Source organism: Acinetobacter sp. ANC 4558, assembly GCF_002135375.1.
Taxonomy (GTDB): domain Bacteria; phylum Pseudomonadota; class Gammaproteobacteria; order Pseudomonadales; family Moraxellaceae; genus Acinetobacter.
In genome coordinates this window covers 1-12,650 of the sequence record NZ_NEGH01000016.1, presented here as the reverse complement: position 1 = coordinate 12,650, position 12,650 = coordinate 1, and the positions used below count along the sequence as shown (strand labels likewise).

Genomic DNA, 12,650 nt, shown 5'->3' with positions numbered 1-12,650 from the left:
CTCGGGGATTTACAATGTTGCAAAAAGTTTTAATTGCAAACCGTGGTGAAATTGCATTACGCATCACCCGAGCTTGCAAAACTTTAGGAATTAAAACCGTTGGTATTTATTCCGATGCCGATAAAGACCTAATGCATCTTCGCTTTTGCGATGAGGCTGTATGTATTGGACCTGGTGCAAGTAGCGAAAGCTATTTAAATATCCCTGCCATCATTACTGCTGCTGAAATCACAGGGGCTGATGCAATTCATCCTGGCTATGGCTTTTTATCTGAAAATGCTGAATTTGCTGAAATTGTTGAAAACTCAGGTTTCATCTTTATTGGTCCTCGCCCAGAGCATATTCGCTTAATGGGAAATAAAGTTTCTGCCATTACAGCGATGCGTAAAGCAGGTGTACCTACTGTGCCAGGTTCTGCTCATGCTGTAACCCCACAAAATGCTTTAGCCGAAGCAAAAGAAATTGGCTTCCCCTTGATTGTCAAAGCCGCATCTGGTGGTGGTGGTCGTGGTATGCGTATTGTAGAACGTGTTGATACATTACTTGAATCCGTACAAGCAGCGCAACGCGATGCTGAAATGTGGTTTGGTGATGATACTGTCTATATGGAACGTTTCCTACAAAAGCCTCGTCATGTAGAAATTCAAGTTCTTGCCGATGGTAATGGAAATGCAATTCATCTCTATGATCGCGATTGTTCACTACAACGTCGCCATCAAAAAGTACTTGAAGAAGCACCTGCACCTGGTTTACCAGAACAAGCACGTGAAGATATTCTAAAAGCATGTGTCAATGCATGTGAATTGATGCAATATCGTGGTGCTGGTACATTTGAGTTTTTGTTTGAGGATGGTGAATTCTTCTTCATTGAAATGAATACGCGTGTTCAAGTAGAACACCCTGTGACTGAAATGGTTACTGGCGTTGATATTATTGAACAACAATTACGTGTTGCCGCGGGACTTGGGCTAAACGTTAAACAAGAAGATGTTAAAGTCCTTGGACATGCTATCGAGTGTCGTATCAACGCTGAAGATCCTACGACATTCTTACCATCTCCAGGTAAAATTGAAAGATTCTACGCACCTGGTGGCGCTGGTATTCGTTTAGACTCACATATTTATGAAGGCTATAGTATTCCTCCATATTATGACTCCATGATTGCTAAGTTAATTTCTCATGGTAAAGATCGTGACACAGCAATTGCGCGCATGCGACAAGCCTTAGATGAGACAATTTTAACTGGAATTAAAACCAATATTCCATTACATAAAGATCTCATCTTACAAGATCCTAATTTCTGTAAAGAAGCAATGGATATTCATTATTTAGAAAAACATCTACTCAAACAAGTAGAAGGTCACTCTAGTAAAGAATAATCAAAAAGCCGCTTTTATAGCGGCTTTTTTACAACTGTATTAAATTAATCTAAGGTAATACTCTTTTTAATGTTGCAAAACATTCATCTACTTTTTCAATATTACATAATTCAAAAGATTTAGCGTTTTTCCATTTCACACTATATTGAGAAAGTTCGTCTGATTGATCTACTTGTGACCCAGAACAATCAACTTCATTATTATCATAAGTAATATGAATGGTGAGTGTATCTCGTTGATCATCTCCGTTTACTCTAGGTTCATACTCATAAAAACCAGTCGACCATTCTTTGGCACTTTTAACCACAAGTTGATTATTACTTTTAAAGTTATAGTACTCAATGCATTGATTTTTTAAATTAAGATTCATTCCCCATAAACCTACAATTTCGGGTCTTGTCGATACTCTAATCGTATTTATAGTGGGTTGAAATTGGTTTACTTTCGGCCCCATGTTTACTTGGGTATCATCTGCATATGCAGTAAAATTCAGTACTAACATTAATGGAAGAATAAATATTGTTTTCATATTTAAATTAAATGATGATGATCTAAGTCGACAGTATCATATTTTACACAGAAGAATGAGTTCATTATACAAATTACAACAGATTTTTTATTTAAATTCAGTTTTTTAAGTCAATTTTTAATTTTCTATTCCTAAACCAAATTCCGATATAGAATTGATCTCCAATAAATTGAATTAAAGTTCTGTAAGCGTTTTATTCGGTAAATATCGAATAAAGGCAAAACATAATAATGTCAGTACACCAGCAAGAATAAAAATAATTTGACCCGATAAAATACTCCAATACGTTCCTGCTAAAATACTTCCACTGGCAACACTCATTCCCCATACCGTACTATAAAATGCTTGCCCTCTGCCTTGCTGCGCCAAATTAAAGTTTCGAAAAATAACTTGCATTGCCAATAAATGAAATAAACCAAAACTAAATGCATGAATCATTTGAGCAAAAAATTGAACCATAAAATGACTGGCAAAAACCCCAACAATAATCCAACGGATCCCTGTTAAAATTAAACATGTGAGCACCAAATATCTAAAACTGAATTTTTGAATAAATATATTTGCATAAGCAAACATCATAATTTCTGCAATAACACCAACGGCCCAAAGTAAACCAATTTGTGAAGTATTAAACCCCTCCTGTGCCAGAAAATTACTATAAAAACTATAAAATGGTGCATGCGAAAATAATAAAATAAATTCAATTGCAAAAAAGGCCGCCACCACTGGTTTTTTTAAAATAGGTAAAATTGATTCTAGGTTTTTTTGAGATTTAGGTGCTTCTGTTGGCTCTTTTATCGAAAATGACCAAATAAAAGCAAGAAATGAAATACATAATAAAAGTATGGGTAACCATGAAAGTGCAATAACTTCAAATATTAATCCGATAACAAAAACTGCAACAATAAAACCAATAGAACCCCATTTTCGTACTTTACCATAATACTCAGCTCTTTGATCGCCCAACCAAAATAATGTTACTCCTTCAAATTGCGCTAAGATCGCATTTTGAAAAAAACTAAAAATGAACATTAATAATGCAATAGATTGAAAATTATTCGGAATAATAAATATTAAAAACCAAATACAAGCTTCCATCCATGTTGCTATACGTACTAACAACATTCGTTTTCCAGATTTATCAGCAATCCATCCCCATACCATGGGTGCAAAAAAACGTGTTATCAGTGCTATGGATGATAAAAAACCAATATCCTGAAAACTAAATCCTTGATGTTCTAAATATAAACTCCAATACGGCATAAATGTACCGACAATAGAATAATAGAAAAAATAGAACCCACCAAGTTTAGTTCGAATTGAAATAGATTGCACTTGGTTGTATATCCTTGTATTTTCAATGTGTTACATTGCTTTAGGTTTGCATATAGTTGCACCCGATAAGCAGTACTTGTAGCTCAATAGTCTACAAATTTCAAAAAAATAAATTTTAAATATTTTTTGTAAACTGCTTATTTTTTCTATTTTATCATCGCAATTAAAGATTTTCTTTAATTTAAGCAATAACATAAGTCAAATACAATAAATTTCAAAACACTTTCAAGTTAATATACAATCGACTAAATGGAGCTTAATTAATGCAAAAAAATTCATCACAAACATATATTTTGGATTAAACCACTCTTACTATCTTGTATTATGAGTGGATTTATTTCTTGTAGTAATACTTTTTTCCACGAAAATGGTAATTTAATGGCGTGGTTAAGGGATTGGATGGAATCTTGGCTACTGGCATATCCCATTCTTTTGATCTGCCTTCCTTTCATAGAAAAACTTTTAACACGTATTACACGGTAATTTAAATATATCAATTAATTTTAATTCATAATTCAACTTAAATTCCATTCACTAACACTTGATCTATGATTTTTTAAAGGCTGTAAAATAAATAAACTTCTGTTAACTTGATCATCCAGTATAAAGCACATTATATTAATAAAAATGAATACCTTGATCTTGTAGAGTTGATATGAAATCCATTTTTTTAATCCTGAGTTTTTTATTGTCATCAATGACGATTACTAATGCTGGTAATTCGAAGAACATTGATGCAATATCATGTAAGTTTTATATTGAGAAAAAATTAAATAATAAAAACTTATCTTTTAAAAGTTATCAAAAATTAAAAGATGGCTCATTTTTATTCACCTATAAAAATGTAAACTCAATGGGCTATCCCATTCCTAAATCTGAAGATTTAAAATTTAAATGTATTCCACCTAAACTTGTTAATTACAAATCCCCTTAATTGAAGGTTAGATTTAATATTAAATTAAAAAGTGATTGATTTCATAATTATAAGCTATTGTATTTTATATACTATATTGAGTATTTTGACATTATGGTAATCAAATGCAAAGCGATGATAATAAGAGAAACTTATGATTAAACTATGTGGTCAGTTGATATGTATCTCTCAAAAAGAAATAGAAATCGTCACAGAACTTCTTCCTGAACATACGAAGTTAACCTTACAAGAAAATGGTTGTATTTCTTTTCATGTAAAACAAAGCCAAAATCCCTATATTTGGGAAGTAGAGGAAGTTTTCGTAAATATAAATGCATTCCAAAACCATCAACAAAGAACAATCAATTCTTACTGGGGAAATAAAACTAAAATGATAAAACGAGCATATGAAATTTTTACTATCGAGTAAAAATAAAATTACATAACGACTAAGATAAGTTCAGAATAAATATACGAATATTGCAAAAAATGAAATTTTGAATCGTACAGATAATCATCCATTAATTTATGCGGTTACTATTCATGCATTCTGTTGGGAGCTAATTCAACCTTTTCACGTAAATCTAAGAAATATTCTTGCTGATCTTGATGATAAGTGGAGATCAAAAGTTCAAATTACATCTATAACTAATCAGATAGTTAAATATGACTTAGTAATTTTTAGTCACGGTTGGAATCAGTATGATTGGGAAAAACTACTGCTATAGATGAAAAATGGTGTGCCTAATGGAGAAGAAGAAAAATTTAAAAATATCGTAATCTTTTCTATGTTTGTTGTTCTAGGGCAAAATACAATTTAACTTTAGTCTTTACACAGTTATTATCTGAAGATTCAATAAATGAGTTAAAAGAAATTTTTGGTTCTGAAAATGTATTGGGTGATCTTTTTAATTAGGAATCGGTAGTAGATTTATATCAGAATATGAGCCTAAGCTTGTTTTGTAAGATATAAACTCTTCAGTGTTGAAGAAGTTAGAAAGCTTAGGTTCTTAAATATTAGATTGTTAGTTCTCAATCTTAGAATATTTTTTCACCAAGTTAAATAAGAATTATTATTCATGATACTCTTGGTGTCCATTAGTATAGGAATATGAATTTAGGCTTATATTTGTGTAATTGAGTTTTTATAATTTATATATTTTTTACTAGTAAAATTGATATGAAAGTATTCTTTAAAGAATAACAAAGATTCCAAGAAGGGATCTTTGTTATATGTTTTATATATTACTTAACTAGTAACAACTTAAAGTAACTTTTTGAACTTCAAAATAAATTTTATATCGATAAAAAAGCAGAATAACTTAATGGTACTGAAAAACTGACCAACACCAATGAGGCTGTTCTCTGTAAATTTTTTTGATTAAACCATTGAATATTATTATTTACCAATACAGAACCGATAAAAATCCAGAACAATGCAATCGGCACAATTAAACATAAGAATAATCCCATATGCACAGCATATGCTTGCCAAACAGACCAACTAGAAACTGGAAAAACGGCTGAAGCAAATAATAATGCTTTAGGATTTAATAATGTTGCACAAAAAAGTGACTTCGGACCAATAGAGGGTTGATTTAAATCAACAGCAACCGTCGACGTTTTCCATAATTTAAGTGCTAAGAAAATAATATACGATGCACTTAAAAGTTTCAGTAATGACGGTAAAATAGGCAGTGTTTCTGATACATAATCAATCAAAACACCCCATATCGTAATGGCTAGAAAATAGCCTACTGCTTCTGATGGAATAAGTTTTAAAGATTTTCTTACGCCAGATTCAATTCCAGATGATGCTAATAATGTGTTTGTCGGACCTGGTGTTAACAAGATTGTAATAACTAAACTTATAAAAAGCCATGAAAACATCTGCTATCTATCCCTGAAAATTTGGTCGAATATTTAAATATTTCATTCTCATTGTCGATCTTTAAAATGTAAGGAAAAATATATAAATAAAATAATTAAATATAAATCAATTAGATAATAAATAATATTTAATTTAAAATTCAAATATTAGCAATTTGCTGAAAATAACAACTTTTTTAGATTATGAGATCTATTTTTCATTTACATAAATTGATACTTTTTATGTTCTTATTAAAAAATATACACATAGGCGTATCTGCTCCTATTTACTATTCTTTTCATACATGAATATTGAGAAGAAAAAATAATCTAAATTATGATCGTTACACTATCTATATTTCACTCAATAATCATTATTATTGAGTGAAATCAAAATAAACTTCATATTAATTCAACTGTGTAATTTTAAGAAATCTAAAATTATTTATCACTTTTAATCTTTATTTCTAATTGATAGTCATCTTGCGTAATCTTAATTTTTATTTTTTTATACGTTCGCTTTGTAGGATCCATTGCTGAACCTGCGACTTCATCAAAAAAAACTCTATCTCTCATTAAATCAGAATATGCTTTATAACCAATATGAATTCTAAGAGATTGCTGTCCTGTTGATTTAATTTCTTCTATTAACTTATTCAAAATACTAACCGAAACTCTCAAAATAACACCATAGATTTTAAATAAGACTATTGTGTTCTGAGAAAGCGACAATTTAATTACAATGACAAAAAAACTATGTTTTTTCATGTAATTTATTTTGAACAATATGTTCAGTTCCGCCACAATAAATTACTGAAATATTCAATGAAGAGTTACTCTCTTATCGAATAAATAATTTATAAATATTAATGATATTTAAATCAACAAGTTAAAAACCTAGTAAACAGCTTGGTTTTTTATTTTTAAAAACAATAACTTAATTGTAATATTTTTGAATTAATATATAATCAAACTTATAATAATAAAATAGAAAAATATAATAAGGGTAGTATTTTAAATTTTCAGCAACCACAAGTTACGTTAAGAAACTTGTGGTTTTTTATGCTTTTTAAACGAATGAATAACGTATATTCATTACATATTTATGCTTAAATTAAGCTTGTGTAATTACCTTGACAATAATGGTTTGCATTTCTTCCTGTTCTTCTGCTAAAAAGATACGTTTAAGCTCTTTGCTTTTTACTTTAAACTTATGATTTTGATAACTAATTGTAGCAGGTATTTGGTCAAAATACTGGCTATCTGCATCTATTTCTTCTTGAAATAAGGGGGTACCAAGTTGATAGTCTAAACTTTTTAGTACGACATATTTTACGATAGTTTTCATGTAATAAACCTATTTTCACTATGCACTTTATTTTCATTTTTACCACTGTTTCAGCAATGAATAAAGCTTTTATTTCTAAATAAGCTTAATGATTAAACAACTAAACCTTATTGACTAACATAAATATATTTTTCTACTTAAACTTTAAATACCTTATGAATCTTTGATAATTTCATATCAATATATGTCGAAATATTAAAATCTAGGTACTAAAAAGCCTCCATAATAGAGGCTTTATTGTGAAGCAGATTATGCAGCTGAACGTTGCTCAATGGGTATAACTTTACGTAATTCATGACCAATATAATCAGCACTTGGTCGAATAATACGATTATCTGAACGTTGTTCCATCACATGTGCAGCCCAACCCGTGACTCTAGACATCACAAAAATTGGAGTAAATAGTTTTGTTGCTATTTTCATAAAGTGATAAGCAGAGGCATGAAAAAAATCTGCATTGCAAAATAATTTTTTCTCTCTCCACATCACTTCTTCACAACGAACGGACACAGGGTATAGCACCGTATCTCCAACATCTTTAGCTAAACGTTCTGACCAAATTTTAATAATCCCATTTCTTGGATCATTATCTTTATAAATAGCATGTCCAAAACCCATGATTTTTTCTTTACGTTCAAGTTTACCAAGCATTTCACTTTCAGCTTCTTCAGGGGAAGACCAATTTTCAATCATCTCCATCGCAGCTTCATTTGCGCCACCATGTAATGGACCTCGCAATGAACCAATCGCCCCTGTAATACAAGAATGCATATCAGATAAAGTGGATGCACATACACGTGCAGTAAATGTGGATGCATTAAATTCATGCTCTGCATAAAGAATCAATGAAACATTCATTACTTTTTCATGCAATTCATTGGGTTTATGTCCATGTAATAAATGCAAAAATTGCGCGCCAATTGAATCATCATCTGTATTTTCTTGAATACGGACACCATCATGACTATAACGATACCAATAACAAATAATTGCAGGTAAGGTTGCTAAAATCCGATCTGCTGTATCCTGTTGTTCTAAAAATGATTGTTCAGTTTCAAGATTTCCAAGCATTGACACACCAGTTCTCATCACATCCATTGGATGAGAATGTGCTGGAATTCTCTCTAAAACCTCTTTTAACGCCTGTGGTAAAACACGTAAAGATTTGAGTTTCGATTTGTAACGCTCTAATTGCTGCTGAGTCGGTAATTCACCAAAAAAAATAAGATAAGCAACTTCTTCAAATTGACAGTTTTCAGCCAGATCTTGGACATCATAACCACGATAAGTCAGCCCTGCACCACTTTTTCCAACAGTTGAAAGTGCTGTTTTTCCAGCAACCTGTCCACGCAATCCTGCGCCTGTAAGTACTTTTCCTTCTGCCATGTTTTAATTCTCCTTATTAAATAACTTATCTAACGTATCTTCAAATGCGTGATAATCTAAAAATGCATAAAGTTCTTTGCGTGGTTGCATTTTTTCTAATACATTAACTTGCGTTCCGTGCTGACGGATGGATTGCATTACCTCTAAAGCAGCTTTTTGCATCGCCCGAGTCGCAGAAAGCGGATATAGCACCATGCGAATGCCTTGTTCGCCTAATTCATCTACTGTGTAATAAGGCGTATCACCAAACTCAGTAATGTTTGCCAATACGGGGACACCGACTGCATCGCAGACCGTTCTATACATTGTAATATCCGTCATCGCTTCAGCAAAAATCGCATCAGCTCCAGCTTCTACACAGGCACAAGCTCGATCAATAACTGCTTGTAAACCTTCTTTTTGCAATGCATCAGTCCTTGCCATAACAACAAAATCTGAATCTGTTTTTGCATCGACAGCGGCTTTAATACGATCGACCATTTCTTGTTGTGAAACAATTTCTTTATTGGGACGATGTCCGCATCGCTTTTGTGCCACTTGATCTTCAATATGAACTGCTGCTGCACCTGCCGCAATCATTTGTTTCACTGTACGCGCAATATTAAAAGCACCGCCCCAACCTGTATCAATATCAACCAAGAGTGGTGTCTCTACCCGTTCGGTAATTCGTCTCACATCTTCCAAGACATCATTTAAGCTAGTCATTCCAAGATCGGGTAAACCATAAGAGTAATTAGCAACGCCAGCACCAGACAAATATATTGCATTATACCCCGCTTGCTTTGCCATCATTGCAGCATAAGCATTAACAGTCCCTATAATTTGCAATGGTGACTCTAATTCCAACGCTTTTCTGAATCGTAAACCAGCTGATATTTGTTGTGTCATGATCCTTTATCCACAGCATATAGATTATTATTGAAGCTTGAGTATAGCGAGTATTTATAAGTGCAGCATGAAACTCTAGAATTTTTACTCTAAAACTTTAGTCATATGAAAAAATAAGATTAAGACCTTATTCAAGTTAGAAAAATTTAAAAATAAATAAATATGCAATCTTTGATATAATAAAAATAACCCTTTACATATTTAATTTTCCATGTACCAAGATTCACCATTATCATCTTATATTCATGACCTAAGTGCTCCAACAAAACGAGGGCATGAACGTTGTATCGCCCTAATAGAAAGTGCAACTGCTCTTTTTTTAAAACAAGGCTATGATGCTGTATCTCTTGATGATATTGTGAATCACGCTGGTGGTTCTAAAACAACTATATATAAGTACTTTGGCAATAAGGAAGGTTTGTTCGTTGCCATCTGCGACTATCATCGTGAACTTTTTTTTAAAGGTGTTTGTGTTGCATTTAATCCAACCTGTGAAGAACTTAGAAACTATCTGATTAATACATTAATTAATTTCTATCAACATATTTTAGATCCAGACCATACTGCATTTATGCGTATCGTCATTGAACAATCACAACGTAATCCAGAGTTGGCAGCATATTTATATAATAAAGGTACACAATTAGTTCAAAACACCATTGCCAATGCATTAATTCGTGCAGCAGAGCAAGGCAATATTGTCTGCTGCGAACCACTCTATTCAGCAATGTATTATCTTGGCATTCTAAGAAATTGGGAATGGCAAGTCGTTATGGGACTCAATCCTCAGCTTTGTGAACAAGAAATACTCAAATACATCGAATATGCTGTCGATTTATTCTTAGCCGCTCATCAAAAAGTCTAGTTTTTTTGCTTTTTTCCTGTTGTATAGTATAGTTATCGATTGTTTTTTCTTTTAACCAACCAACAACTAATTGTTGTTTTAACTCAGCAATTATTGTGGAGTAACCATGGCTCTGCGTCACTTTCTTACTTTACGTGATTTTTCAACATCAGAATTGAACCAAATTATCCATCGCGGTATTGAACTCAAACGCAAACAACATAACCACGAAATTTTTCAGCCTTTTGTGGGTAAAGTCATGGGGATGATTTTTGAAAAATCGAGTACGCGTACACGTGTATCGTTTGAAACTGGAATGAGCCAATTTGGTGGCAGTGCAATTTTTTTATCTTCTCGCGATACACAACTTGGTCGCGGTGAGCCAATTGAAGATTCTGCACGCGTTATTTCAAGCATGTTAGATATTGTTATGATCAGAACATTTGGTCATGATATTGTAGAACGTTTTGCTTCTTATTCTAAAGTTCCTGTAATTAATGCATTAACTGATGATCATCACCCATGTCAGTTGCTCGCTGATATTCAAACATTTGTTGAGCACCGTGGGGCTATTGAAGGTAAAACTGTTGCTTGGATTGGTGACGGCAACAATATGTGTAACTCATATATTGAAGCTGCACACATGTGGGGCTTTAATTTAAAAATTGCAACACCAAAGGGTTATGAACCACAAGAGAAATTTTTATCAGAGTTTGCTCATTGCGCGGAGCTTGTCAACACAGCTGAAGATGCTGCTGTCAATGCAGATCTGATCGTTACAGACGTCTGGGCAAGCATGGGACAAGAAGAAGAACAAAAAATTCGTGAAAAAGCATTTGCTGATTATCAGGTAAATGAAAAGCTCATGAGTTTAGCGCATTCAGATTGTTTATTTATGCACTGTCTACCCGCTCATCGTAGTGAAGAAATTTCAGAAAATATGCTTGATCATAAAAATGCCGTGGTATGGGATGAAGCTGAAAATCGCTTACATGCTCAAAAAGCTTTAGTTGAGTTTTTAATTAATGAAAATTTAAAGTAAAGATCTGCTAAGCAATAAAAGCACCTTTTTAGGTGCTTTTATTTATATATACTTCAGATTATTTTTAAAAATAACTTTCTAATCATTTCTATCACTTAAAAAGTAACATAAACAATCAATATAATCTAAAACAACAATTCAATAATATTTCATTTTTATTCGCCATGTTAATTCTGTATGAACTTCATACACTAAAAATTTAAATGATTAGATAAAGGCTAAATTAATGAATAATTTATTTGAAAAAACTGCAAAAAATTCAAGGCACTTATGTCTAGCTATTTATATTGGAATTATTGCAGGAATAATTTCTGCACTTGTTAAATCAGGATTTGAGGGCTTAATCCCACCTAGAACTATTGAAACACCCCCACCACCTATCGTCTTACTTGAAAAGTTAGGATTTCATACAGAAAACATGACCTATCAATGGATGGATTATACAATTAATTGGGGAGGCAATGGCGTTCATATTCTTTTTTCCATTACCATTGCTGTTCTATATTGTATTTTAAATGAATATTTTGTGAAAGCTAAAATGTTACATGGAATTATATTTGGTATAGGAGTTTCTGTACTTGCTCACGGTCTTGTCGTGCCACTTTTAGGTTTATCAGGATGGCTTTGGATAGCGGGAACAAAAGCTTTAATTTCTGAATTTGTTGGTACGGCATTTTGGATCTGGACAATTGAAGCGATAAGACAAAACTTACGTCTTTCTTTCATTAAATAAAGCTATAGTTTTATTTTATTAAGCATTCTAGATTCAATATTTTGAGACTGATAAATTTAACTTTACTCTTATTATCCCGGCTTTAATATTCCATAAACAAACCCCCTTAATCTGTTGATTAAGGGGGTTAGGATTTAATGAGCTGGCGATGACTTACTCTCACATGGGTAACCCCACACTACCATCAGCGCAAAGAGGTTTCACTTCTGAGTTCGGGAAGGGATCAGGTGGTTCACTCTTGCTATTGTCGCCAGCACAACTGTTATGACTTTGCATTTGGTCTTATTCGTTGTATTTCTACACTACGTGCCGTTGCTTGGTCAAAAGAGTTATTAACAGAGATATCTGAGTTTAATTAGTTTGTTCATTTTACTTAGCTTTTCA

13 protein-coding genes and 1 rRNA gene are annotated in these 12,650 nt (G+C 32.4%); 6 read left to right on the top strand and 8 right to left on the bottom strand.

Annotated elements, in window-relative coordinates; genetic code table 11:
* The first annotated feature begins 14 nt into the window (after positions 1-14).
* Positions 15-1,379: an acetyl-CoA carboxylase biotin carboxylase subunit gene (gene accC, locus B9T31_RS15850; protein WP_086182903.1), complete on the top strand. Its 1,365-nt coding sequence runs from the start codon at positions 15-17 to the stop codon at positions 1,377-1,379.
* 49 nt (positions 1,380-1,428) lie between these two features.
* Here accC and B9T31_RS15845 read toward each other — a convergent pair whose 3' ends face one another.
* Together B9T31_RS15845 and B9T31_RS15840 are read right to left on the bottom strand one after the other, a co-directional pair.
* Positions 1,429-1,908: a hypothetical protein gene (locus B9T31_RS15845; RefSeq protein WP_086182902.1), complete on the bottom strand. Its 480-nt coding sequence runs from the start codon at positions 1,906-1,908 to the stop codon at positions 1,429-1,431.
* 174 nt (positions 1,909-2,082) lie between these two features.
* On the bottom strand, positions 2,083-3,243 hold the full coding sequence (locus B9T31_RS15840; RefSeq protein ID WP_086182901.1) for an MFS transporter: 1,161 nt from the start codon (positions 3,241-3,243) through the stop codon (positions 2,083-2,085).
* A gap of 273 nt (positions 3,244-3,516) precedes the next feature.
* Here B9T31_RS15840 and B9T31_RS15835 point away from each other — a divergent pair, with 273 nt between their 5' ends.
* Together B9T31_RS15835 and B9T31_RS15825 are read left to right on the top strand one after the other, a co-directional pair.
* Positions 3,517-3,726: a DUF2798 domain-containing protein gene (locus B9T31_RS15835; RefSeq protein ID WP_322853505.1), complete on the top strand. Its 210-nt coding sequence runs from the start codon at positions 3,517-3,519 to the stop codon at positions 3,724-3,726.
* A 584-nt stretch (positions 3,727-4,310) separates the two neighbouring features.
* Positions 4,311-4,586, top strand: a complete 276-nt coding sequence (locus tag B9T31_RS15825) for a putative quinol monooxygenase (RefSeq protein ID WP_086182898.1) — start codon at positions 4,311-4,313, stop codon at positions 4,584-4,586.
* Between the two features lie 866 nt (positions 4,587-5,452).
* Here the strand turns inward: B9T31_RS15825 and B9T31_RS15815 are convergent.
* The 5 genes from B9T31_RS15815 to prpB form a co-directional block, all read right to left on the bottom strand.
* Complete coding sequence (locus B9T31_RS15815; protein WP_086182897.1) at positions 5,453-6,046, bottom strand: LysE family translocator; 594 nt, start codon at positions 6,044-6,046, stop codon at positions 5,453-5,455.
* A gap of 420 nt (positions 6,047-6,466) precedes the next feature.
* The gene (locus B9T31_RS15810; RefSeq protein WP_086182945.1) at positions 6,467-6,688 is read right to left on the bottom strand and encodes a hypothetical protein; all 222 of its coding nucleotides are present in this window, start codon (positions 6,686-6,688) and stop codon (positions 6,467-6,469) included.
* Between the two features lie 451 nt (positions 6,689-7,139).
* Positions 7,140-7,373 (bottom strand): hypothetical protein, encoded by a 234-nt coding sequence (locus B9T31_RS15805; RefSeq protein WP_086182896.1) that lies wholly within the window; start codon positions 7,371-7,373, stop codon positions 7,140-7,142.
* A gap of 249 nt (positions 7,374-7,622) precedes the next feature.
* On the bottom strand, positions 7,623-8,759 hold the full coding sequence (gene prpC / locus B9T31_RS15800; RefSeq protein WP_086182895.1) for a 2-methylcitrate synthase: 1,137 nt from the start codon (positions 8,757-8,759) through the stop codon (positions 7,623-7,625).
* A gap of 3 nt (positions 8,760-8,762) precedes the next feature.
* A complete protein-coding gene (gene prpB / locus B9T31_RS15795; protein WP_086182894.1) occupies positions 8,763-9,647 on the bottom strand; it encodes a methylisocitrate lyase in 885 nt (294 codons plus the stop codon).
* 211 nt (positions 9,648-9,858) lie between these two features.
* On the opposite strand from prpB, the gene B9T31_RS15790 reads away from it, so the two are divergent.
* The 3 genes from B9T31_RS15790 (at position 9,859) to B9T31_RS15780 (ending at position 12,266) form a co-directional block, all read left to right on the top strand.
* Positions 9,859-10,512, top strand: coding sequence for a TetR/AcrR family transcriptional regulator (locus B9T31_RS15790; protein WP_086182893.1), 654 nt, complete (start codon positions 9,859-9,861; stop codon positions 10,510-10,512).
* Positions 10,513-10,618: 106 nt separating this feature from the next.
* A complete protein-coding gene (argF, locus tag B9T31_RS15785) occupies positions 10,619-11,533 on the top strand; it encodes an ornithine carbamoyltransferase (protein ID WP_086182892.1) in 915 nt (304 codons plus the stop codon).
* Between the two features lie 226 nt (positions 11,534-11,759).
* Positions 11,760-12,266 carry a DUF1440 domain-containing protein gene (locus tag B9T31_RS15780; protein WP_086182891.1) on the top strand — a complete coding sequence of 169 codons (507 nt, stop codon included), beginning with the start codon at positions 11,760-11,762 and terminating at the stop codon, positions 12,264-12,266.
* Positions 12,267-12,406: 140 nt separating this feature from the next.
* Here B9T31_RS15780 and rrf read toward each other — a convergent pair.
* Positions 12,407-12,521 (bottom strand): 5S ribosomal RNA (gene rrf / locus B9T31_RS15775).
* Positions 12,522-12,650: the final 129 nt, after the last annotated feature.